Origin of the sequence: Halomonas sp. IOP_31, from assembly GCF_021151495.1 — a bacterium.
Lineage (GTDB): Bacteria > Pseudomonadota > Gammaproteobacteria > Pseudomonadales > Halomonadaceae > Modicisalibacter > Modicisalibacter zincidurans.
In genome coordinates, this window is sequence record NZ_JAIRBP010000043.1 from 1 (window position 1) to 21,981 (window position 21,981).

Below are 21,981 nucleotides of genomic sequence, written 5' to 3' on the forward strand. Positions count from 1 at the left end.
TGTGTCTCGACGCTGGGTAATTGATCAAAACGTGACCGATTCTTGCTGAATCCAGCATGAAGAGCTGGCCTGATCACTCAGCAGGCCGAACTCGCGCCAATGGTGCAATATTCAGGCTAGCCATGCCATGCAGTTTAGGCAAACCCGCGCGTGTAAAAAAAAGCAACAAGCAATCGTGAGCTTCGCCGGTCTGGATTGAGGGTGCCAATGGGCCAGCGCGGCTTGATGATTCAACCCTAACTTATCCGCAACGGTACGCTCATGCGGCTCCATTGGCGGTGATGGTTTCGTAGCATGGATCAACGCTTGTTTGCGGACCCTCTTTTGGCATCATCGAGCGGCCGTCCATGGACGGTTGCTACCCAAGCGGTACATACGCTGGCGGCGAGGGGCGACGTTCGTTCAATCGCGGCGTCGCGCACGCGGATGGGCGGCATCGTAGACCCCGGCCAGCTGTTGCCAATCCAGGTGGGTATAGACCTGGGTGGTCGACAGATGGGCATGGCCGAGCAGTTCCTGTACGGCGCGCAGGTCCTGGCTGGACTCCAGCAGATGGCTGGCGAAGGAGTGACGCAGGCGGTGCGGGTGAAGATGTTCGGGCAGGCCGCGCTCAATGGCGAGCCGGGCCAGGCGTTGCTGAATGGCGCGGTGGCCGAGTCGCGTGCCGCGGCTTGCGACGAACAGCGCCGGCTCGTCGTTACCGGCTAGGCTGTGGCGCGCCGTCAGCCAGCTATCGAGCGCCTGACGAGCGCGCCGGCCGACGGGCAGCTGGCGCGGCTTGCCACCCTTGCCGACGACCCGCACGCGCTGGCCGTCGAGGTGCGCCAGGTCCAGCGCGGCGAGCTCGGCCAGGCGCAGCCCGCAGGAGTACAACAATTCGCACATCGCCTGATCGCGTAGCGCCAGCGGCTCGCCGTCATGGGGCGTGTCCAGGAAGCGCGCCAGCTGATCGACGTCGACGGGACGCGGCAGGTGCCGGGGCGTGCGCGGCGAGGGCGCCAGGCGCACCGGGTTGTGCGCGAGCACGCCGCGCTGGACCAGATGCTCGGCGAAGCTCGACAGCGCCGCGCGGCGGCGCGCCAAGCTGCGCGCGGCCAGCCCGCGGCTGCGTTCGCCGCCCAGGAAGCGGCGCACCTCGGCGACATCGAGCGCGGCCCAACCGGCGAGTTCCCGGGCGCGGGCAAAGCGCAGCAGCGCGGCGGTATCGCGGCGATAGGCGTCGACGGTCGCCGGGCTGGCGTGCTGCGCGAGCCCGGCGAGGAAGGCCTCGATCTCGGCCGTCAGGCGCTCACAGGCGTCCGGCATGGCGCATCATCAGGCGGGCGACGACTTCGCCGAGGTATTCGGTGAACAGCGTGTCGAGGCTGGCGCGGAAGTAGTCGCCGTCGTGGCTGGCGAGGATCAGGTAGCCTATCGGCTCGCCCAGGGTCAGCCGAGTCAGCGCACAGGAGCCGGCCTGCTTGGGCGGTTCGCTGTGCGGCAGCAGACGTTGCCAGTCCTTGCGCGACAGTCGCCGGCAACGGCTGGCGCGGCCATCGAGCAGCGCGCCCAGGCGGGTGCCGCTGTTCTCGTCGAGCACGAAGCGGGGCGGTTGCGGCGGCTGCGGCTCGATATCGGTGAGCTCCGGGGCGCACCACAGCGCCACCGCCTGGGTCTGGAAGCGCTCGGCGAGCTGAGTGGCCAGCGCCTCGCCGAGCGCGTCGCTGTCCTCGGCCTCGAGCAGTGCCAGCACCAATTCGCGAGTGCGGCGATACTGCGACTCGTTGTAGCGCGCCGATTCGAGCAGCTGCTCGAGCCGCCATTCGGCGCCTTCGGCACGTTCGCGCAGGTCGATCACCAGTCGCTCGAGCAGCGAAATGGCGCCGTGCGACTCGGGGTGCGGCACCTTGAGCTGTTGCAGCAGGCCCTCGCGGCCGATGAAGAAATCGGGATGGCGGGCCAGCCAGCGGGCGACTCGTTCGGGGTCGAGCGTCTGGCGGGATTCGGGCGCTTTCGCAGGGGGCATGGCGTCCTCTTGTCGTTCGCTCGCTGATTTCAGCTCGATGATACAGCTTGGCGGCTCAGCATAGTTGCACACGGCCATCGAAGACCCGCTCGGCGGGGCCGGTCATGATTAGCGCGGCGTCGCCACCCGGCCATTCGATGGTCAGCTGACCGCCGCGCAGGTGAACGTCGACCGGACTGTCGAGCAGCCCCTGACGAATCCCGCTGGCCACCGCGGCGCAGGCGCCGGTACCGCAGGCCAGCGTCTCGCCGGCGCCGCGCTCGAAGACCCGCAGGCGGATCTCGTGGCGCGACACGACCTGCATGAAGCCGGCGTTGACCTGGCGGGGGAAGCGCGGGTGGCGCTCGATGGCCGGCCCCAGCCGGGCCACCGGGGTGGCGTCGAGATCGTCGACCCGCAGCACCGCATGCGGGTTGCCCATCGACACCACGCCGATCTCGAGCCGTTCGCCGTCGACCTCCAGGACATGGCGGGCCAGATCGGTCTCGGCCTCGAACGGCACCGCCGCCGGGTCGAAGCGTGGCGTGCCCATGTCGACGCGGACGCGCTCGTCGTCGTCCACGCGCAGGGTCAGTGGCCCGCCCAGGGTCTCGACGCGAATCTCGCGCTTGTGGGTCAGCTGCTGGTCGCGCACGAAGCGCGCGAAACAGCGCGCGCCGTTGCCGCAGTTCTCGACTTCGCCGCCATCGGCGTTGTAGATGCGATAGCGAAAGTCCAGCTCCGGGTCGCGCGGCGGCTCGACCAGCAGCAGCTGATCGAAGCCGATGCCGAAATGGCGATCGGCCAGGCGGCGTATCTGCTCGGGCTCGAAATGCACGCGTTGGGTAACCAGATCGACCACCATGAAGTCATTGCCCAGCCCATGCATCTTGGTGAAATGCACCCGCATCAACGGCTCTCCACGGCAGTGGGCGGCAACAGCGCCTCGCCCGCCCACAGCGACTCGACGCTCTCGCGCTGGCGCACCAGGTGCAGGCGCTCGCCATCGATCATCACCTCTGCGGGCCGCGGGCGGCTGTTGTAGTTCGAGGCCATGACGAAACCGTAGGCGCCGGCCGAGCGCACCGCCAGCAGGTCGCCGGCGGCGATCGCCAGGTCGCGATCCTTGCCCAGGAAGTCGCCGGTCTCGCAGACCGGGCCGACCACGTCGTAGCGCGCCGAGTCGCGCGGCTTGCGCGTATCCACCGGCAGAATCATTTGCCAGGCCTGGTACAGCGACGGGCGGATCAAATCGTTCATTCCGGCGTCGATCACCGCGAAGTTCTTCTCCTCGCCGGGTTTTAAGTACTCCACGCGGGTCAGCAGTACCCCGGCGTTGGCGGCGATTGAGCGGCCGGGTTCGAACAGCAGGGTCAGCTTGCGCTGGCTGTCCCACTGGGCGAGCCGTTCAAGCAGCGCGCGGGCATAGTCGTAAGGCGCCGGCGGGGTCTCGCCGTGATAGGGCACGCCGAGTCCGCCGCCGAGATCCAGGTGCTCGACATGGATGCCGCGCTCGGCAAGCCGGTCGAGCAGCAGCAGCAGGCGGTCCAGCGCCGCGATGAACGGCGCGAGCTCGGTGAGCTGCGAGCCGATATGACAGTCGATGCCGACCACCTCGAGGTGCGCGAACTCGGCGGCCCGGGCATAGATGTCGAAGGCCTGGTCGACGGGAATGCCGAACTTGTTGGCCTTGAGCCCGGTGGAGATGTACGGATGGGTGCGCGCGTCGACGTCGGGGTTGACGCGCAGCGAGACCCGTGCGGTCTCGCGGCATTCGCCGGCCACCTGGTCAAGGCGCTCGAGCTCGGCCAACGATTCGACATTGAAGCACTTGATGCCCACTTCCAGCGCCCGGGCCATCTCGTGGCGCTGCTTGGCGACTCCCGAGAACACCACCTTGGCGGGATCGCCGCCGGCGGCCAGCACGCGTTCGAGTTCACCCACCGAGACGATGTCGAAACCGGCGCCGAGGCGCGCCAGCAGATTGAGCACCGCCAGGTTGGAGTTGGCCTTGACCGCGTAGCAGATCAGGTGCGGGTGGCCGGACAGCGCTTCGCTGTAGGCGCGGTAATGGCGCTCGAGAGTAGCCCGGGAATACACGTAGCAAGGCGTGCCGAAGCGCTCGGCGACCTGGGTCAGCGGTATGTCCTCGCCATACAGTACGCCGTCGCGGTAATCGAAATGATCCATGCTTACTCTCCGGCCTCGCTTGGGGCGGCGTTGCCGTTCGTGGTGGGGCCATCGTCGGCGCTGTCCGCATCTCCTTCCGTCTGGGGCGGCTGCGCCGGATAGACGTCGGTCGGGTCGTACTGCTCGGCGGCCTGCTCGTCGCCGGGCATGTACAGCGGGCCTTTCTGGCCGCAGCCGCTGAGCAGGGCGAGCGTGGTCAGCGCGATGGCGAGTGCGGCGATGCGAAATGCGCTCATCGGCCTTCCCCCAGCGCGGCGAGGGCATCGCGGGCGCGCTGGGCGGCGGCGCGGACCTGATCGGGCGCGGTGGCGCCGATATGGTTGCGCGCGGCCACCGAGCCCTCGAGGGTCAGCACCGCGAAGACGTCGTCCTCGATGCTCGTCGAGAAGCGCTTGAGCTCGTCGAGCGACATCTCGGAGAGATCCTTGCCCTGCTCGAGCCCATAGGCGACCGACTGGCCGACGATCTCGTGAGCGTCGCGAAAGGCCACGCCCTTGCGCACCAGGTAGTCGGCCAGGTCGGTGGCGGTGGAGAAGCCGCGGCGTGCCGCATCAAACATGTTGTCGGCCTTGGCCTCGATCGACGGGATCATGTCGGCGAAGGCGCGCAGGCAGCCCTTGACCGTGTCGAGAGTGTCGAACAGCGGCTCCTTGTCCTCCTGATTGTCCTTGTTGTAGGCCAGCGGCTGCGACTTCATCAGCGTCAAAAGGCTCATCAGGTGGCCGTAGACGCGGCCGGTCTTGCCGCGCACCAGCTCGGGCACGTCGGGGTTCTTCTTCTGCGGCATGATCGATGAGCCGGTGCAGAAGCGATCGGGCAGCTCGATGAAGGCGAACTGCGCGCTGGTCCACAGCACCAGTTCCTCGCTCATGCGCGATAGATGCATCAGCAGCAGGCTGGCGAAGGCGGTGAACTCGATGGCGAAGTCGCGATCGCTGACCGCGTCGAGCGAATTCTCGGCGGGGCGCTCGAAGCCCAGCAGCTCGGCGCTGACGTGGCGGTCGATGGGATAGGTGGTGCCGGCCAGCGCCGCGGCGCCGAGCGGCATAACGTTGACGCGCTTGCGGCAGTCGCGCAGCCGCTGATGATCGCGAGCGACCATCTCCTGCCAGGCCAGCAGGTGATGGCCGAAGGTCACCGGCTGGGCGGTCTGCAGGTGCGTGAAACCGGGCATGATGGTCTCGGCCTCGGCGTCGGCCAGCTCGATCAGGGCGCGGCGCAGGCGTGCAATCTCGGCGTCGATGGCGTCGATCTCGTCGCGCAGGTAGAGGCGGATGTCGGTGGCCACCTGATCGTTGCGCGAGCGCCCGGTGTGCAGTTTCTTGCCGGTGATGCCGATCTTTTCGGTAAGGCGGGCCTCGATGTTCATGTGTACGTCTTCGAGTGCCACCGACCAGGGAAACTCGCCGGTCTCGATCTCGCGCTCGACCTCGCTGAGCCCCTGGATGATCGCGTCGCGCTCATCCAGCGTCAGTACGTCGACGCGGGCCAGCATGGTGGCATGGGCGATCGACCCGCGGATGTCGTGGTGATAGAGGCGACGATCGAAATTCACCGAGGCGGTGAACTGCTCGACGAAGGCATCGGTGGGTTCGCTGAAGCGGCCACCCCAGGACTGGTTGGTATGCTGGCTCATCGGGGTTGCGGATCCTGCATGGTCACGAGAACGTTGTGCCCCGAGTGTACCAGAGTCAGCGTATCAGGCGAGCGGGCGGTCCGCCCGCGGCCCGTCGGGCGGGCGATTTTTCCTTGTCTGGCGACTGCTTTATGATGACGCCATGTGTGCCGTATACGCTGGCGATCGATTCGCCACTCTTGCTCGGTCTGCGAGCGCTGAGCCGAACATCGAACCTATTTCACCGAGCCCTTGCCGGGGCCGTGCCGGGAGAGCCCAGTACCGACTATGACGACCCTGCGAATCGCCACCCGCAAGAGCCGCCTGGCCATGTGGCAGGCCGAACACGTACGCGACCGGCTGATGGCCTTGCACACGGGGCTGAACGTGGAACTGGTGGCGATGGCCACCAAGGGCGACAAGATCCTCGATACGCCGCTGGCCAAGGTCGGCGGCAAGGGGCTGTTCGTCAAGGAGCTCGAGGACGCCATGCTCGACGGACGTGCCGATATCGCCGTGCACTCGATGAAGGACGTGCCGATGCACTTCCCCGAGGGGCTCGGCCTGTCGGTGATCCTCGAGGGCGCCGCGCCCACCGATGCGTTCGTGTCGAACCGCTATGCGACTCCCGAGCAGTTGCCCGAGGGCGCCCGGGTGGGCACCTCGAGCCTGCGCCGCGGCCTGCAGATCAGCGAAGCGCGCCCCGATCTCGAGGTGCTCAGCCTGCGCGGCAACGTCCAGACCCGGCTGGGCAAGCTCGATGCCGGCGACTTCGACGCGATCATCCTCGCCACTTCCGGGCTGCGCCGGCTGGGGCTGGATGCGCGCATCACCTACGAACTGCCTCCCGAAGTCAGCCTGCCGGCCTGCGGCCAGGGCGCGCTGGGCATCGAATGCCGTACCGACGATCCCGAGCTGCTGGCCCTGCTGGCGCCGCTCGATCACGCCGAGACCGCCACCCGGGTGCGCGCCGAACGCGCCATGAACACCCGCCTCGAAGGTGGCTGCCAGGTCCCCATCGGCGGTCACGCGATCCTCGAGGAGGGCGGGCGTACGCTGTGGCTGCGTGCCCTGGTGGGCATGCCCGACGGCTCGCGAGTGCTGCGCGCCGAGGGCCGCGGTTCGGTCAACGAGCCCGAGACCCTCGGCGTGCGAGTCGCCGAGGAATTGCTCGATCAGGGCGCCGGCGAAATTCTCGCCCAGGTCTACGGCGAGGATTGATGCGCCCACGGGTGCTGATCAGCCGCCCCGGCGAGCGCGCCGGGGTGTTGTGCCGGGCGCTGGCGGTGCGCGGCGTCGAGGTCGCAACGCTCGACGTGATGCGTCTGGAGGCGCTCGCCGAGACGCCGGCGATGCGTCAGGCCTGGCTCGACTTCGACAATTTCCAGCGGGTGGTGGTGGCCAGCCCCTTCGCCGCCCGGTGCCTGGCCGAGGGGCTCGACCGCTACTGGCCGCAACTGCCGCTGGGGCCGCGCTTCTATGCGCTGGGTGCGGGCACTGCCCAGGTCCTCAACGAGCAACTGGACGTTCGCGTGCACCTGCCGTCCAGCGAGCAGGGCAGTACCAGCGAAGCGCTGCTGGCGCTGCCCTCGCTGCAGCGCCTGAGTTCTCGGCGAGTGCTGCTGGCGGCCGGCGAGGGTGGTCGCCCATGGCTCGCCGACGAATTGACCCGACGCGGCGCGCGGCTGACCCGACTGGCGCTCTACCGGCGCCTGTTGCGTGCCCCGGAAGAAGCGGGCAAGCGGCTGCTGGCCAGCGGCGATTACGCCGCGCTGGTGGTCACCAGCGGCGAACTGCTCGAACATCTGGCAGGATGGTGTGGTGCGGATGCGTTGAACCAACCGCTAATCGTTTCCAGTCGGCGTTTGGCTACACTGGCCGACACGCTGGGCTTTCTGCGCCCCAGGGTGGCGCGAGGCGCCTCCCCGACCGCGCTGGCGACCGCGGTGGCCGAGGCCTGCGACCTGGATGGCGCCGATCATGACGATCTTGATGAAAAGGGCTAGCGACAGATGAGTAAGCAAGAGCACGATCAGGATGGACAGCGTGCGTTTTCAGGCGCGGGCAAGGACAACTCGGACGAGGCATCAAAACGCCCGGCCGCCGAAGCGGCGGAAAATGCCGACGCGACCCCCGACCGGAGCGCTTCGGCACCGTCGGATGGCGAGCGCCCCACCGCCACGTCGAAGGCCGGCGAAGGCAAGTCGAAGGCCGGTGAAGGCAAGTCGAAGGCCGGTGAAGGCAAGTCGACCATGCCATCTGACGACAAGCCCGCCGCGACGAGCGCGACCGCCACGCCGGCCGGCGGCAGCGGCTCTGGCGGCAAGCCACCCGCCGACACGTCCAAGAGGGGCGGCAAGGCCGGAGGCATCGCGCTGGCGCTGGTGATCGTGCTGGCGCTGGTCGTGCTGCTGGGCGGCTGGTGGGGCTGGCAGAAATTTCAGACCCAGCAGCAACGTCTGGCACAGGCCGAGAGCAACGCCCAGGCGATTTCCCAGCTCAAGTCGCAGCTCGGCGATGGCGACCAGCAACGTCAGCAGGCGATGCAGACGCTGCGCGACGACTTCCAGCAGTACCGTGAGGAGCTGAACGCCACCCTCGACAAGGTGCTCAAGCAGCTCGCCAGCAAGCAGCAGACCGACACCAGCGAATGGCGCCTCGCCGAGGTCGAGTACCTGTTGCGGCTGGCCAATCAGCGCCTGCAGCTCGAGCGCGACGTCAAGGGCTCGACGTCGCTGCTCAAGACTGCCGACCAGCGTCTGGCACAGATCGACAATCCAGCGCTGACGCCGGTGCGGCGCGCCACTCAGTCGGAGATCGCCGCGCTCGAATCGGTCGCTCAGGTCGACCGCACCGGGCTTTATCTGGAGCTGATGGCCCAGCAGGAGCAGCTTGCCAAGTTGCCGCTGGAGCAGGACATTCAGCAGCAGGCCGCCGAGGCCGGCGATACCTCGCCGGTGAAGGGCAGCTGGCAGCAGCAGTTGTCGCGCTTCGGTCAGGAGCTCAAGGACCTGGTGGTGGTGCGCAAGAATGACCAGGCGCTCGAGGCGCTGATGACCCCGGAACAGGAATCCTACCTGCGCCAGAACGTGCGTCTGCAGCTCGAGCAGGCCCAGCTGGCGCTGTTGCAGAGCGACGCCCAGCTCTACCAGGCGAGCCTCGAAAAGGCGCGTACGCTGATCGAGCGCTACTACGATACCGGCAATCAGGGTGTCGCCAATTTGCTCGAGCGACTGGCCACGCTGGCCGTCAAGGACGTGCGCCCCGAACTGCCGGATATCAGCGCGTCGCTTCAGAAACTGCGCGATTTCATGGAGCGTCGCCATGACGCCGGGAGCGACGCGGCATGAGAAAATTCGTCCTGATCGTCGTCTTCGGCCTGGCCGTCGGCGCGCTGTTCGGCCAGTTGATGAAGTCGCTGCCCGGTTACTGGTTGGTCCGGGTCGGCGACACCTCCTTTCAGACCTCCTTCTGGTTCGGGCTGATCCTGCTGCTGGCCGCGTTCCTGGTCCTGCACTTCCTGTTGCGGTTGCTGACGCGGCTGCGCCGCCCGGTCAGCCGGCTCAAGGTCTGGAACAGTCGCACTCGTAACCGCAACGCCATGCGGCGCACCGTGCGCGGCCTGGTGGCGCTCGCCGAGGGTCGCTGGAAGCGTGCCGAGAAATCGTTGACCAAGGCGGCCGACGACTCCAGCACGCCGCTGGTCAACTACCTGTCGGCGGCGCTGGCGGCGCATTACCAGGGGCGCTACGAACAGGCCGATAGCCTGCTCAAGCGGGCCCACTTCAGCACCGAGGGCGCCGAGACCGCGGTCGGCCTGGTGCAGGCGCAGTTGATGCTCGACCGTCAGCAGTTCGAGGAGGCGCTGGCGACACTGACGCGCCTCGAGAAGCAACTGCCCGAGCACCCCCAGGTGCTCAAGCTGCTCAAGCAGGCGTATCTCAGCGTCAACGATTGGGAGGGGCTGCGCCGCCTGATGCCGCGACTGGCTCGCCAGCAGCTGGTCGGCGACGACGAGCGCCGCGAACTCGAGCAGCGCGCCTACCGCGAGTTGATCCTGCAGGCGGCGCGACCGCCCGGCGATCTGGAGCGGGTGCGCAACCTGTGGGCGGACATGCCTGACCACCTGCGCAACGAGGTCGAGCTGGTCGCTCTGTATACCGAGGCGCTGGTGCGCGGCAAGGAGGAGGGGCTGGCCGAACGATTGCTGCGTCAGACTCTCAAGGAGCGCTGGGACAATCGTCTGGTACTGCGCTATGGGCTGCTCAATGTCGATGCCGGCCGGCAGCTGGCCTATGCCGAGAAGTGGCTGCAGGAGCGTCCCAACGACCCCGACCTGCTGCTGACCCTGGGCCGCCTGTCGTTGCGCAACGCCTATTGGGGCAAGGCGCAGGAGTACTTCGAGGCCAGTCAGCGCCAGCGCCCCAGCGGCGTGGTGTGCGCCGAGCTGGCGCGGCTGTTCGCCAATCTCGGCGAGCACAACAAGAGCCAGCTGTATTACCGCCAGAGCGTCGAGTTGCTCGACAGGTCGCTACCGGCGCTGCCACAGCCAAGCGACCAGAATCCCTAGCCGGAGCGAATGCGCTCCCGGGTTCCGCAGGTTGTGTCGAAACACGGCCTGCGAGGGCACACTGCCCACCGAAACCGGCGTATAACCTGAAGCGGGCCTTGGCGTGCCCCGGTGATCAGCGCCCGGGCTAGCCCTTGGAGCCGCCCTTGGGGTCGAGGATGCGTACCGGCTGCACGCTGTTGCGCCGCTCGTCGTCGCGTGCCTGGTTGACCCGGGTGGCGAGCTCCGGGGCGTCCTGCTCCTCGATCGGCAACTGCTCGAAGAAATCACAGGCCACGCAGTCGCGGTAGCGGATGCCGTTGGCTTCCCAGGTGCGCAGCTTGTCCATGGCCGCACAGCGCGGACAGATGGCGCCGGCGATGAAGCGTTTGGGTGTCGACATGCTTTCTCCTGTCAGGCGGCGCGGATGCCGCTGTGGCGAAGCAGCGGCTCGACGCTGGGCTCGCGGCCGCGGAACGCCTTGAACAGCTCGGCGGCGTCGCGCGAGCCGCCCTGCTCGAGGACCTCGCGGCGAAAGCGCATCCCGGTTTCGCCGTCGAACACCCCGGCCTCCTCGAAGGCGCCGTAAGCGTCGGCGGAGAGCACTTCCGCCCACTTGTAGCTGTAGTAGCCCGCCGCATAGCCGCCGGCGAAGATATGCCCGAAGCTGTTCTGGAAGCGGTTGAAGTCGGCCCGCGGCACTACCGAGTACTGGTCGCGCACCGCATCGAGCAGGTGCTGGACGTCGTCGGCGCTGGGTGCCTCGAGCTCGTGATGAAGGCGGAAGTCGAACAGCGAGAACTCGATCTGGCGCAGCATGCCCATCGCCGACTGGAAGTTCTTGGCCGCCTGCAGCCTGGCGAGCAGTTCATCGGGCAGGCGCTCGCCGGTGTCGACGTGGGCGGCGATCATGTCCAGGCCCTCGCGCTCCCAGCAGAAGTTCTCCATGAACTGGCTGGGCAGCTCCACGGCGTCCCAGGCCACGCCGTTGATCCCGGATATATCGGCGACGGTCTGGCGGGTCAGCATGTGATGCAGACCGTGGCCGAACTCGTGGAACAGCGTGGTCACCTCGTCGTGAGTGAGCAACGCCGGCTTGCCGCCCACCGGGCGGGTGAAATTGCAGGTCAGATAGGCGACCGGCAACTGCAGGCTGCCGTCCTGGCGCTCGCGGCGGACCCGGCACTCGTCCATCCAGGCCCCGCCGCGCTTGCCCTCGCGGGCGTACAGGTCGAGATAGAAGCCGGCGATCGGCGTGTCGCCTTCGCGAATCGAGTAGTAACGCACGTCGGGGTGATAACGCGGGGCCTCTGCGTCCTCTTGGAAGCGCACGCCATAGAGCCGCTCGGTGACCCGGAACAGCCCATCGATCACCTGCGGCGCGGGAAAGTAGGGGCGCAGCTGCTCCTGGGAGATGGCGTAGCGGGCCTCGCGCAGCTTTTCGCTGGCGTAGCCGACATCCCAGGGCTGCAAATCCTCGAGGCCGAGGGTCTCCTTGGCGAAGGCCTCGAGTTCGTTGAACTCTTCCTGCGCCTGGGGGTGGGCGCGCTTGGCCAGATCCGCGAGGAACTCGAGCACCTGGGCGGGGGACTCGGCCATTTTGGTCGCCAGCGAGTAGTCGGCGTAGGTGGCAAAGCCGAGCAGCCGGGCGAGTTCCTGGCGCAGCGCGAGGATCTCCTCGATCAGCGGCGCGTTGTCGTATTCACCGGCGTTGGGGCCGAGCTCCGAGGCGCGGGTGACGAAGGCGGTGTAGACCTCCTTGCGCAGCGCCCGGTCGTGGGCGTAGCTCATCACCGGGAAGAAGCTGGGGAAATCCAGGGTGATGCGATAGCCGTCGAGCTGCTTGGCTTCGGCGTTGGCCTCGAGCGTGTCCAGCGCGCTCTGGGGCAGGCCGTCGAGCGCCTCGGCGTCGGCGATGTCCTTGTGCCACGCCTGAGTGGCGTCGAGCACGTGATTGGAGAAGGTATTGGTCAGCTCGGAGAGCCGGGCCTGGATCTCGCCGTAGCGATGCTTGTCGTCGGCCGCCAGATCGACGCCGGCGAGCCGGAAGTCGCGCAGGGTATTGTCGATTGAGCGCTGCTGCGCCGGGTTCAGCTCGGCGTAGGCCGGCGAGTCCTTGAGCGCCCGGTAGGCACGGAACAGCCCCTCGTGCTGACCCAGCCAGGTGGCGTATTCGGAAAGCTTGCCGAGACACGCCTGGTAGGCGTCGCGCAGCGCCGGGCTGTTCATGGTGCCGTTCAAGTGCGATACCGGCGACCAGGCCTGCGACAGTCGGTCGTTGAGTTCCTCGATGGGCGCGGCCAGGCTCTGCCAGGTCGGCGTCTCGCAATTGGCCTGCTCGGCCAGGCGATCGATGGCGCTACGGTTCTCGTCGAGGAGCTGCTCGACTGCCGGAACCACATGATCGGGCTGAATCTCACCGAAGGGCGGCAAGGTATGCGATTCGAGCAGCGGATTGTGGGACATGACGGAACCTCGTATGAAACCGAATAATACCGGGATAGATGCGGGCACGAGCGACGGGTTTCAATGACCGGCTGCGCCATTGGCGGTCGCCGGTCGGCCTGCTAGGCTTGCGCCTTTCGCGCAGGGCGCCATAAAGGACAGGGGATCATGAACGAAACGCTGGAACGCTGGAGCTCGCGACGTGCATTCATACTCGCGGTCACCGGGGCCGCCGTGGGCCTGGGCAACATCTGGCGCTTTCCCTACATGACCGGCGAGAACGGCGGCGCGGCGTTTTTGTTGCTGTACGTGGTCTTCGTCGTGCTGCTGGGACTGCCGGTGATGATCGCCGAGATCCTCATCGGACGTGCCGGGCGGCGCAGTCCGATGCGCTCGCTGGGCCACCTGGCGCGCCAGGCCGGGGCTTCGCCGCACTGGCGCTGGCTGGGCCTGTTCGGCGTGATCACGGTGTTCTTCATCCTGTCGTTCTACTCGGTGGTCTCGGGCTGGTCGATCGAGTACCTGGTCGAGTCGGTCAACGGCGATTTCGCCGGCATGGCGCCGCAAGCGGTGGGCGCCAACTTCAACGCGTTCCTCGCCGATCCGCTGCGCATGACCTTCAACCATACGCTGTTCATGCTGCTGACCATGTCGGTGGTCGCGGCGGGCATCTCCGGCGGTCTCGAGAAGCTCAACAATCTGCTGATGCCGCTGCTCTACCTGCTGCTGATCGTGCTGGCCGGCTATGCCACCACCACCGATGGCTTCGGCACGGCGATGGCCTGGCTGTTCACCCCCGATCTCGCGGCGCTGAGCGTGTCGGTGATGCTCAACGCCATGGGCCACGCCTTCTTCACCCTGGCGGTGGGCGCCTGCGCGTTGATGGCCTACGGGGCCTACATGCCCGACGACCAGAGCCTGCCGCGGGCGGTCGGCGCCGTCGCGGTGCTCGACGTGGCGGTGGCGCTGCTGTCGGGGATCGCGATCTTCTCGGTGGTGTTCTCGCAGGGCCTGGATCCGGGCGAAGGGCCGGGGCTGATGTTCGTCACCCTGCCGATCGCCTTCGCCGAGCTGCCCGGCGGCTCGCTGTGGCTGGGGGTGTTCTTCCTGCTGCTGCTGCTGGCGACCTGGACCTCGTCGATCAACCTCGCCGAGCCGATGGTCGCCACCCTGCAGGGCTGGGGGCTCAAGCGCGGCCGCGCGGCGGCCTGCGTGGGCGTTGCGGTGTGGGCGGTAGGCCTGCTGTCGGTGTTCTCGTTCTCGTCGATGGCCGAGGTGCACTGGCTCGGTGACATGAACTTCTTCGATCTGGTGACCACCGTGCCCACTGACCTGTTCCTGCCCATCGGCGGCCTGCTGATCGCGATCTTCGCCGCCTGGGTGATGCCGCGCGACACCGCCGAGCTGGCGCTGGGCACCGGGCCGGCAGGTTTTCGCAGCTGGCAGAGGCTGGTGCGTTTCGTGTCGATCCCGCTGGTCGTGGGGGTATTGGTCTCGGGGATCTGGTGAGCCCGCTGCAACGGGCGGCGATAAGCGATAGGCTATGATGGGCCGACCGCCGAGGAGAATGCAATGACCCTACGAACCTTCCAAGGCCATACGCCGCGACTCGGCGAGCGCGTCTACATCGACCCGGCCTGCGTGGTGCTGGGCGATGTGGTGCTCGGTGACGACTGCTCGGTTTGGCCGATGGCGGTAATTCGCGGCGACATGCACCGCATTCGCATCGGTGCGCGCACCAGTGTGCAGGACGGCAGCGTGCTGCACATCACCCATGCCAGCGACTTCAATCCCGGCGGCCATCCGTTGACCATCGGCGATGACGTGACCATCGGCCACAAGGCGACCCTGCATGGCTGCACGCTGGGCGACCGGGTGCTGGTGGGCATGGGGGCGACGGTGATGGACGGCGCGGTGGTCGGGGACGAGGTGATCATCGCCGCCGGCGCGCTGGTCGCGCCGGGCAAGCGGCTCGAGAGCGGCCACGTCTACGCCGGCAACCCGGCCAAGCCGCTGCGCCCGCTCAAGGACAGCGAACGGGCATTCTTTGGCTATACCGCCGGCAATTACGTCAAGCTCAAGGATCAGTACCTGGCCGAAGGCGCATAAGATCGCGGCAAGTGATTGTTTTTCAGGACTACGCTGGGGATAATCTGGATTTATATCCAGCCTTTCTGGCAGGCGTTGCGTGGCCGACTTCCGTACCCATCTGAGTGTCGCCGTTTCCGGCGGCGCATTGCTCGCCGTGAGTGGCTGGCAGGCCGCCCTGTGGTCGCCGGCCGACGGCGCGTCGCTGGCCGCGCTGACCGCCTTCGGCGGCATCCTGCCGGACATCGACTCCGACCAGTCCCATTCCATTCGGCTGATCTTCAACCTGTTCGCACTGCTGGCGGTGGTCGCCGGCGCGCTGTGGCTACAGTCGCGGCTCAGCCCGGCCGGGCTGCTGGTTTCCTGCGGCGGGCTGTATCTCGGCGTGCGCTTCGGCGTCGGCGCGGTGTTTCGGCGCTTCACCGTGCATCGCGGCATCTGGCATTCGCTACTGGCGACCGGGCTGTGCGGGCTCGGCGTCACCGCGCTGAGTTATCAATGGCTGGCGCAGGAGGCTTGGCAAGCCTGGTCGCAGGGGCTGGCGCTGACGTTCGGCGGGGTGATCCACCTGCTGCTTGACGAGGTCTACAGCGTCGATCTGGCCGGTTCGCGGCTCAAGCGCTCGTTCGGCACCGCGCTCAAGCTGTTCGACTATCGCGAGCCGGGCAATTCGCTGGTCATGCTGATGCTGGCGGCGGGGCTGGCGCCCTGGCTGCCGCCCTGGCAGGCGCTCGCCGAGCTGGTCAGCCAGGGCGCACGGCTGTGGCGCTAGGGCGCCCATCCCCCCTCCTAGTCGCCGGCGTGGCGCAGGCGGTAGTCCTCGGCGCGCAGGTCGTATTTCTTGAGCTTGTCGTAGCAGGTCTTGCGCGGCAGTCCGAGGTGCTCGCAGACCTCGTTGACACGTCCGCCGTGATTGGCCAGCGACTGGCTGATCAGGCTCTTCTCGAACAGCTCGACCTGCTGCGGCAGGGTCATCTCGCCACTACCGCTGTCGCCGCCCTCGACCAGCCGCTCGAGGCGATAATCGTAGGTCGCGCCGAGCAGCACGAAGCGCTCGGCGAGATTGCGCAGCTCGCGCACGTTGCCGGGCCAGTCGTGGGCCATCAGCACCGAGACCCCGGCGGCGTCGAGCGGCGGCGCCTCGAGTCCGCTGCGGTTGGCAGCGACCACCGCGAAATGCTGGAACAGCAGCGGCAGGTCCTCGCGGCGCTCGCGCAGCGGCGGGATCGGCACGGTCACCACGTTGAGCCGGTAATACAGATCCTCACGGAACTCGCCGCGTTCGGCGGCGAGCTTCAGATCGGTCTTGGTCGCGGCGATGATCCGGATATCCAGCGCCACCGACTGGTTGGAGCCCAGACGCTCGATCGAGCGCTCCTGGAGTACCCGCAGCAGCCTGACCTGCAGCGCCAGTGGCATCGATTCGATCTCGTCGAGGAACACGCTGCCGCCATTGGCGTACTCGAACTTGCCGATGCGCCGCTCGACGGCGCCGGTGAAGGCGCCCTTTTCATGCCCGAACAGCTCCGATTCGATGATGCTCTCGGGCATCGCGCCGCAGTTGATGGCGACGAAGGGATGGCCGCTGCGTGCGCTGCGCTCGTGCAGCGCGCGGGCCACCAGGTCCTTGCCCACCCCGGTTTCGCCGAACAGCAACACATCGGCCTCCACTTGGCTGACGCGCTGCAGCATCGCCGAAAGTTGCTGCATGGCCGGCGTGCGCCCGATGATGCGCGGCCCCGGTGCGGCACGCTGGGCGTCGAGCTCGGCCTTGAGGCGGCGGTTCTCGAGACTCAGTCGACGCTTCTCCACGGCGCGGCGTACCACGTCGGTGAGGCGCTCGCCGGCGAATGGCTTCTCCAGAAAATCCCAGGCGCCTTCGCGCATCGCCTCCACGGCCGTGGAAATATCGCCGTGGCCGGTGATCAGGATCACCGGCAGGTCGGGGTCGCGGCGGCGCACCTCGCGTAGCAGCGCCAGGCCGTCCATGCCCGGCATGCGGATGTCGCTGACCAGCACTCCGGGATAATCAGCGCTCAGCGCGGCCAGAGCGGCTTCGGCATTGCTCGGCGTCTGCGGCCGATAGCCGGCCAGTTCGAGGGTCTGGCCGGCGGTGATGCGCAGGTGCTCTTCGTCGTCGACGATCAGTACCGGTGTGGCCTCGGACTCATGCATGGTGATCCTCTTGCGTGTGATGACGGGGCGTCGCCGGGGCCACTTCGCCGGCCGGCAGGTCGATGGTGAACAGCGCGCCGCCGGCAGCGGCATTGCAGGCCTCGAGCCGGCCGCCGAGATCCTCGACGATGCGCGCCGAGATCGACAAGCCCAGGCCCAGTCCCTTGCCGACCGGCTTGGTGGTGAAGAAGGGCTCGAAGACGCGGCCCAGGTGCGCTTCGGCGATTCCCGGGCCGCTGTCCCTGACGCCGATGCGCACATGCCCGGTGACAGTGGCGATACTCAGTTCCAGGCGTGGATCGGACGTGTCGGTCATCGCCTGCAGGGCGTTGCCGATCAGGTTGACCAATACCTGCTCGAGACGTACCGGGTCGGCATGTACCCACACCTCGTCGGCGGGCCAGTCGCGGACGATCGAGACGCCGGCACTGAGCAGTCGTGCCCGGTACAGGCGCAGGGCATAACCGAAGCCGGCCTGGACCGAGACCGCGGCCAGGCTGTCGCCGCTCTTGCGCGAGAACTGCTTGAGCTGGGCGCTGATCTCGGCCATGCGCGCGGTGAGCTCGACGATCTGCTGAAGATTGGCGTCGGCGGCATCCTCGCGGCCGCGGGCGATGAAGGCACGGGCGTTCTCGGCGTAGGCGCGGATCGCCGCCAACGGCTGGTTGAGCTCGTGATTGATGCCGGCTGCCATCTGGCCGAGCACCGCCAGCTTGGCGGCCTGGACCAGTTCGTCCTGGGTCTGGCGCAGGTCGGTCTCGGCGCGGCGGCGCTCATCGATCTCCGCGGAGAGCCGCCGGTTGGAATCGAGCAGGTCGCGGGTGCGCTCGGCGACGCGCTGTTCGAGCTGGTCGCGTGCCCGCGCCAGTGCCTGCTCCTGAGCCTTGCGCTCGCTGATGTCGAACACCGTGGCCAGCCAGCGCTGGCCGTGGGGGCTGACCAGCGCCCCGACGGTCAGCTCCAGCGGCACGCGCTGGCCACCCGGGCGCAAGGCCACGACCTCGACCGCCGGGCTGCCGGCGGTCGAGCGATGCCTGGCATCGCGACGCAGGGCATCGATGCGACGCGCATCGGCGGGGCTCAGCAGTTCGGTGAGCCGGCGCCCTTCGACCGCCGCCGGGGTGTGGCCGAACAGCGCCTGGGCGGTGGGGTTGAGGTAGGTCAACGCCTCGCGTTCGTCGAGCACCAGCAGGCCGGCGCGGGTCCGGTCGATGATCCCGCGCACCCGGGCCTGGCCTTCGGCCAGGGTGCGCCGTTCGCGGTTGGCGAACAGCTCGCGCTCGCGACGTAGCCGATAGCGCTGCCAGCCGATGCCGCCACCCAGCACCACCACACCGTACAGCCCCGCCGCGAGGAAGCCGGCCTGCCATTGGGCACTTTTCAGCGAGTCGAGGGGCTTGAGCCTGTATATCTGCCAGTTTTGTTTGGGCAAGGTACGGCTCACCGAGAGGAAGCCGCGGCCGGCCAGCGGACCGGCTTCGAAGCGCACGAGTTGCGAGCCGTCGGGCCGCGCGCTGAGTCGGTCGAGGGGGAGCGGGAGCAGTCGGGCGCCGTCGTAGCGGCGAGTCTCGCGCAGGCGCACGCGTACTTCGGGATCCAGCGGCGCGAGGCTCATCAGGCGTAGCTCCGGCTGGCTGGCCATGAACACCACGCCGTTGCCATCGCTGATCAGCAACTCGCCGTTCTGGCCGGTCCAGTTGGCCTCGAGCGGGGCGATCAACACCTTGACCACCATCACCCCGGCGACACGCGCCTGCCCGGATTTCTCGGACCACACCGGTGCGGAGAAGTAATAGCCGCGCTCGCCCGATTGAGTACCCAGACCGTAGAAGTGACCCATGCGACCTTGAATGGCGTCCTTGAAATAGGGCCGGAACCCGTAGTTCTGGCCGATGAAGCTATACGGTAGCGCCCAGTTGCTGGCCGCCAGGGTGGTGCCCTGGCGGTCGAGCAGGTAGATGTCGGAGACGTCACTGATGGCGCGGAATTTGTCGAGAATACGGTTGAGCCGGTTGACGATCTGCGCATCGTCGGGGTTGGCCAGCGCCCGGCCGACCGCTTCGCGACTGGCCAGCAGGCGCGGCAGGTAGTCGTGGCGCGACAGGTAGGCCGAGACGCCCGCGGCGGACAGCCGCAGTTCGTTCTTGGCTTCGTTGTAGAGCGAATCGAGAGCCTGGTCACGGGCTAACTGGATGGCCTGCCAGATGCACAGTGCCAGGCCCAGCGGTACCAGCAGCAGTAGCAGGCGACGCCAGTGTGCGGGAAGCCGGGTCGTCTGCATCGTCAGATGGTCCTCATTCGCTGCGCTCGGGCAGGGCGTGGCTGCGGCGCAGGGCGCGCTGGGCCCGGGTTTCGGCACGCTCCAGCTCGTAAAGGCCCTGCTCGACGAAGGCCAGGTGTTCGTGCGCCCGCGCCTGTGCCTCCTCGGCACGGCCTTCGAGAATCGCCTCGAGCAGCGCGCGGTGCTGGTTCATCAATTGCTCGCGCGAGCCGGGGCGCTCGAACAGGTGAACGAGGCTCGAGGCGATGCTCTTCTCCAGCAGGTGAAAGATGCCGCGGATGGTGTGCAGCAACAGCACGTTGTGACCGGACTCGGCGATCGCCAGGTGGAAGGCGGCGTCGGCCTTGGCTTCGCGGTACGGGTCGTCCTGCAGCGTCGGCTCGGCGTAGCAGGTCTCGAGCTCCGTGAAGCGTCGCTTGAGCAACCGCTTGTCGGCGGGGGTCGAGCGCAACGCGGCATAGTAGGCGGAGAGCCCTTCGAGGGCGTCGCGGAACTCGAGCAGGTCGAGGTGAAATTCATCATGCCGCGAGAGCATTTCAAGCAGAGGGTCGCTATAGCCGCTCTTCAGCTCGTCGTTGACGAAGGTGCCGCCGCCCTGGCGACTGTTAAGCAGGCCGCGGGCGGCGAGTTTCTGGATCGCCTCACGCAGCGAGGGCCGCGACACGCCGAAGCGCTCGGCGAGCTCGCGCTCCGGGGGCAGGCGTTGCCCCGGTGCGAGGCTGCCTTCGAGAATCATCGATTCCAGACGCTCGGTGATGACATCGGCGATGCGTGGCTGGCGAACCGGCTGATAGACCATGCGCTGCTCTCGTGATTGATGATTGATGGCCCGCAGGTAAAGGCCCGGAAAATTATCTCAGAAGATCATCTCGACCGTGCGGTTAGAATGGCTTGGCCGCCGCCTGGCTCGTTGAGGGCGATTAGTTATGCGCCACCAGAGTATAAGCGCCATCCCCGTCACGACGGCACTGGTTGACTCTTTCAAGGACTTGACCATAAGGTGCTGTTAAAGCCAATTGTAAATTGGTATTACCAATTATCCGGATGAGATGGGTACTCTCTCGGCCGCCATGAATTCTGCGGTGCCACTCATCGATAGCGCATCCACTGCACAGGGCTCGCCATGATCATTTCAGCGTCCACGGACTACCGCCAAGCCGCCAGGCGCCGCATCCCGCCGTTTCTTTTTCACTATGCCGACGGGGGCGCTTACGCCGAGTATACGCTGCAACGTAATGTCGAGGATCTCGCCGGTATCGCGTTGCGCCAGCGTGTACTGAAGGACATGTCCTCCCTGTCGCTGGAGACCGAGCTGTTCGGTGAGACCCTGGCCATGCCCGTTGCTCTGGCGCCGGTGGGACTGGCGGGCATGTACGCCCGTCGGGGCGAAGTGCAGGCGGCGCGGGCCGCGGCAAGCAAAGGCGTGCCGTTCACGCTGTCGACGGTCTCGGTATGCGCCATCGACGAGGTGGCCTCGGCAGTCGATCGTCCGATCTGGTTCCAGCTCTATGTGCTGAAGGACAGGGGGTTCATGCAGCATGTCTTGGAGCGAGCCAAGGCCGCCGGCGTCAAGACGCTCGTCTTCACGGTCGACATGCCGGTGCCGGGGGCGCGTTATCGCGATGCCCATTCCGGCATGAGCGGCAAGCACGCGGCGATTCGGCGAATGCTTCAGGCCGTGACGCATCCTTTCTGGGCCTGGGATGTGGGCATTCATGGCCGCCCGCATGACCTCGGCAACGTCTCGGCTTATCGTGGCCAACCGACGGAGCTCGAGGACTACATCGCCTGGCTCGGCCAGAATTTCGATCCGGCCATCTCCTGGAAGGATCTGGAGTGGATTCGCGAATTCTGGGACGGCCCGATGATCATCAAGGGGATACTCGATCCCGAGGACGCCCGTGATGCCGTGCGCTTCGGCGCGGATGGCATCGTCGTTTCCAATCATGGCGGCCGCCAGCTTGACGGGGTTCTTTCCAGCGCGCGCGCCTTGCCGGCCATCGCTGATGCGGTCAAGGGTGAGCTGACCATTCTGGCCGATTCCGGCGTGCGCAATGGACTCGACGTTGTGCGGATGATCGCCCTGGGCGCCGATACCGTATTGCTGGGGCGTGCTTTCATCTATGCGCTCGCAACCGCTGGTGAGTCCGGTGTTGCCCATCTGCTCGAGCTGTTCGAAAAGGAAATGCGGGTCGCGATGACGCTCACGGGGGCGCGCAGCATCGCCGAGCTGGGGCCGGATTCGCTGGTTGCGGCCTCGAGCCGCGACATCGTTTGAACGCCGTTAGTCCAGTCTCGGCACGATGCGGACCTTGAACAGGGCGACGTTTCTGAAGGGAATTCGCGGCGCCGACGACATTCGAACCGGCGGCGAGCACTGAGATCCTCTGGCTGCAAGAGAGATAAGCATTGCGGATATGCGGCCTGGCCGTGGCATGCATGGCTGGGTCAGCTGTCAGTATAGGTGAATCGGCCATGTCGAAACGGATTGCGACCTTGGTCGCAAAAAATGCTTGCGTTCGCCACCATCGATCCGTAAAGTACGCATCCGCTGCCGACGACGCACCGCGTCGCGGGCGGTGATTCGAGAAGCAAGTGGTTGTTTCGTGAGAGGTTTTTGAAGGCGTTCGAATGGATTGGGATTGCCGAAAACG

The 21,981-nt window shown here is 67.0% G+C and carries 19 protein-coding genes and 1 pseudogene; 8 read left to right on the top strand and 12 right to left on the bottom strand.

What is annotated here, in order from left to right:
* Window positions 1-402: 402 nt before the first annotated feature.
* The 6 genes and pseudogenes from K7I12_RS15820 to argH all read right to left on the bottom strand — a co-directional run bounded on the left by K7I12_RS15820 (window position 403) and on the right by argH (window position 5,810).
* Window positions 403-1,305 carry a tyrosine-type recombinase/integrase gene (locus K7I12_RS15820; RefSeq protein ID WP_231664649.1) on the bottom strand — a complete coding sequence of 301 codons (903 nt, stop codon included), beginning with the start codon at window positions 1,303-1,305 and terminating at the stop codon, window positions 403-405.
* Complete coding sequence (locus tag K7I12_RS15825) at window positions 1,289-2,005, bottom strand: DUF484 family protein (RefSeq protein WP_031384812.1); 717 nt, start codon at window positions 2,003-2,005, stop codon at window positions 1,289-1,291. The genes K7I12_RS15820 and K7I12_RS15825 overlap by 17 nt, the downstream gene beginning before the upstream one ends.
* 55 nt (window positions 2,006-2,060) lie before the next feature.
* The gene (gene dapF, locus K7I12_RS15830) at window positions 2,061-2,894 is read right to left on the bottom strand and encodes a diaminopimelate epimerase (protein WP_031384811.1); all 834 of its coding nucleotides are present in this window, start codon (window positions 2,892-2,894) and stop codon (window positions 2,061-2,063) included.
* On the bottom strand, window positions 2,894-4,174 hold the full coding sequence (lysA, locus tag K7I12_RS15835) for a diaminopimelate decarboxylase (protein ID WP_031384810.1): 1,281 nt from the start codon (window positions 4,172-4,174) through the stop codon (window positions 2,894-2,896). The genes dapF and lysA overlap by 1 nt, the downstream gene beginning before the upstream one ends.
* 119 nt (window positions 4,175-4,293) lie before the next feature.
* Window positions 4,294-4,410: pseudogene (lptM, locus tag K7I12_RS17625) on the bottom strand (LPS translocon maturation chaperone LptM); the annotation flags it as partial.
* Entirely contained in the window at window positions 4,407-5,810 is a 1,404-nt protein-coding gene (gene argH / locus K7I12_RS15845; RefSeq protein WP_031384808.1) for an argininosuccinate lyase, read from the bottom strand. The pseudogene lptM and the gene argH, both read right to left, overlap by 4 nt.
* Before the next feature lie 267 nt (window positions 5,811-6,077).
* Between argH and hemC the strand changes: the two genes are divergently transcribed.
* The 4 genes from hemC to K7I12_RS15865 are packed head-to-tail and all read left to right on the top strand — an operon-like array spanning window position 6,078 to window position 10,359.
* On the top strand, window positions 6,078-7,010 hold the full coding sequence (gene hemC, locus K7I12_RS15850) for a hydroxymethylbilane synthase (protein ID WP_031384807.1): 933 nt from the start codon (window positions 6,078-6,080) through the stop codon (window positions 7,008-7,010).
* Complete coding sequence (locus K7I12_RS15855) at window positions 7,010-7,795, top strand: uroporphyrinogen-III synthase (protein WP_031384806.1); 786 nt, start codon at window positions 7,010-7,012, stop codon at window positions 7,793-7,795. Before hemC ends, K7I12_RS15855 begins: the two co-directional genes overlap by 1 nt.
* 6 nt (window positions 7,796-7,801) lie before the next feature.
* Complete coding sequence (locus K7I12_RS15860; RefSeq protein WP_084173600.1) at window positions 7,802-9,139, top strand: uroporphyrinogen-III C-methyltransferase; 1,338 nt, start codon at window positions 7,802-7,804, stop codon at window positions 9,137-9,139.
* The gene (locus tag K7I12_RS15865) at window positions 9,136-10,359 is read left to right on the top strand and encodes a heme biosynthesis HemY N-terminal domain-containing protein (RefSeq protein ID WP_031384804.1); all 1,224 of its coding nucleotides are present in this window, start codon (window positions 9,136-9,138) and stop codon (window positions 10,357-10,359) included. Before K7I12_RS15860 ends, K7I12_RS15865 begins: the two co-directional genes overlap by 4 nt.
* Before the next feature lie 127 nt (window positions 10,360-10,486).
* Here K7I12_RS15865 and K7I12_RS15870 read toward each other — a convergent pair whose 3' ends face one another.
* Entirely contained in the window at window positions 10,487-10,741 is a 255-nt protein-coding gene (locus K7I12_RS15870) for a YheV family putative zinc ribbon protein (RefSeq protein WP_031384803.1), read from the bottom strand.
* Window positions 10,742-10,752: 11 nt separating this feature from the next.
* Complete coding sequence (gene prlC, locus K7I12_RS15875) at window positions 10,753-12,804, bottom strand: oligopeptidase A (RefSeq protein WP_031384802.1); 2,052 nt, start codon at window positions 12,802-12,804, stop codon at window positions 10,753-10,755.
* A 147-nt stretch (window positions 12,805-12,951) separates the two neighbouring features.
* On the opposite strand from prlC, the gene K7I12_RS15880 reads away from it, so the two are divergent.
* The 3 genes from K7I12_RS15880 to K7I12_RS15890 all read left to right on the top strand — a co-directional run bounded on the left by K7I12_RS15880 (window position 12,952) and on the right by K7I12_RS15890 (window position 15,643).
* Window positions 12,952-14,292 (top strand): sodium-dependent transporter, encoded by a 1,341-nt coding sequence (locus tag K7I12_RS15880; protein ID WP_031384801.1) that lies wholly within the window; start codon window positions 12,952-12,954, stop codon window positions 14,290-14,292.
* Window positions 14,293-14,355: 63 nt separating this feature from the next.
* Window positions 14,356-14,892, top strand: coding sequence for a gamma carbonic anhydrase family protein (locus K7I12_RS15885; RefSeq protein WP_031384800.1), 537 nt, complete (start codon window positions 14,356-14,358; stop codon window positions 14,890-14,892).
* A gap of 79 nt (window positions 14,893-14,971) precedes the next feature.
* Window positions 14,972-15,643, top strand: coding sequence for a metal-dependent hydrolase (locus K7I12_RS15890; RefSeq protein WP_031384799.1), 672 nt, complete (start codon window positions 14,972-14,974; stop codon window positions 15,641-15,643).
* Window positions 15,644-15,660: 17 nt separating this feature from the next.
* Here K7I12_RS15890 and K7I12_RS15895 read toward each other — a convergent pair whose 3' ends face one another.
* The 3 genes from K7I12_RS15895 to K7I12_RS15905 are packed head-to-tail and all read right to left on the bottom strand — an operon-like array spanning window position 15,661 to window position 20,126.
* A complete protein-coding gene (locus K7I12_RS15895) occupies window positions 15,661-17,046 on the bottom strand; it encodes a sigma-54-dependent transcriptional regulator (protein ID WP_031384798.1) in 1,386 nt (461 codons plus the stop codon).
* Window positions 17,039-19,327 (bottom strand): ATP-binding protein, encoded by a 2,289-nt coding sequence (locus tag K7I12_RS15900; RefSeq protein ID WP_084173598.1) that lies wholly within the window; start codon window positions 19,325-19,327, stop codon window positions 17,039-17,041. The genes K7I12_RS15895 and K7I12_RS15900 overlap by 8 nt, the downstream gene beginning before the upstream one ends.
* Window positions 19,328-19,340: 13 nt before the next feature.
* Complete coding sequence (locus K7I12_RS15905) at window positions 19,341-20,126, bottom strand: GntR family transcriptional regulator (protein WP_031384797.1); 786 nt, start codon at window positions 20,124-20,126, stop codon at window positions 19,341-19,343.
* 324 nt (window positions 20,127-20,450) lie between these two features.
* On the opposite strand from K7I12_RS15905, the gene lldD reads away from it, so the two are divergent.
* Window positions 20,451-21,605 (top strand): FMN-dependent L-lactate dehydrogenase LldD, encoded by a 1,155-nt coding sequence (lldD, locus tag K7I12_RS15910; protein WP_031384796.1) that lies wholly within the window; start codon window positions 20,451-20,453, stop codon window positions 21,603-21,605.
* A 177-nt stretch (window positions 21,606-21,782) separates the two neighbouring features.
* Here the strand turns inward: lldD and K7I12_RS15915 are convergent.
* Window positions 21,783-21,981: hypothetical protein (locus K7I12_RS15915; protein WP_231664650.1), on the bottom strand; the 199-nt coding region annotated here is incomplete at its 5' end.

Coding starts and splice junctions, on each gene's coding strand:
- K7I12_RS15905 (WP_031384797.1), bottom strand. CDS start 20,126: ATGGTCTATCAGCCGGTTCGCCAGCCACGCATCGCCGATGTCATCACC.
- prlC (WP_031384802.1), bottom strand. CDS start 12,804: ATGTCCCACAATCCGCTGCTCGAATCGCATACCTTGCCGCCCTTCGGT.
- K7I12_RS15865 (WP_031384804.1), top strand. CDS start 9,136: ATGAGAAAATTCGTCCTGATCGTCGTCTTCGGCCTGGCCGTCGGCGCG.
- K7I12_RS15825 (WP_031384812.1), bottom strand. CDS start 2,005: ATGCCCCCTGCGAAAGCGCCCGAATCCCGCCAGACGCTCGACCCCGAA.
- argH (WP_031384808.1), bottom strand. CDS start 5,810: ATGAGCCAGCATACCAACCAGTCCTGGGGTGGCCGCTTCAGCGAACCC.
- K7I12_RS15820 (WP_231664649.1), bottom strand. CDS start 1,305: ATGCCGGACGCCTGTGAGCGCCTGACGGCCGAGATCGAGGCCTTCCTC.
- K7I12_RS15860 (WP_084173600.1), top strand. CDS start 7,802: ATGAGTAAGCAAGAGCACGATCAGGATGGACAGCGTGCGTTTTCAGGC.
- K7I12_RS15880 (WP_031384801.1), top strand. CDS start 12,952: ATGAACGAAACGCTGGAACGCTGGAGCTCGCGACGTGCATTCATACTC.
- K7I12_RS15855 (WP_031384806.1), top strand. CDS start 7,010: ATGCGCCCACGGGTGCTGATCAGCCGCCCCGGCGAGCGCGCCGGGGTG.
- K7I12_RS15885 (WP_031384800.1), top strand. CDS start 14,356: ATGACCCTACGAACCTTCCAAGGCCATACGCCGCGACTCGGCGAGCGC.
- lysA (WP_031384810.1), bottom strand. CDS start 4,174: ATGGATCATTTCGATTACCGCGACGGCGTACTGTATGGCGAGGACATA.
- K7I12_RS15895 (WP_031384798.1), bottom strand. CDS start 17,046: ATGCATGAGTCCGAGGCCACACCGGTACTGATCGTCGACGACGAAGAG.
- dapF (WP_031384811.1), bottom strand. CDS start 2,894: ATGCGGGTGCATTTCACCAAGATGCATGGGCTGGGCAATGACTTCATG.
- K7I12_RS15900 (WP_084173598.1), bottom strand. CDS start 19,327: ATGCAGACGACCCGGCTTCCCGCACACTGGCGTCGCCTGCTACTGCTG.
- hemC (WP_031384807.1), top strand. CDS start 6,078: ATGACGACCCTGCGAATCGCCACCCGCAAGAGCCGCCTGGCCATGTGG.
- lldD (WP_031384796.1), top strand. CDS start 20,451: ATGATCATTTCAGCGTCCACGGACTACCGCCAAGCCGCCAGGCGCCGC.
- K7I12_RS15870 (WP_031384803.1), bottom strand. CDS start 10,741: ATGTCGACACCCAAACGCTTCATCGCCGGCGCCATCTGTCCGCGCTGT.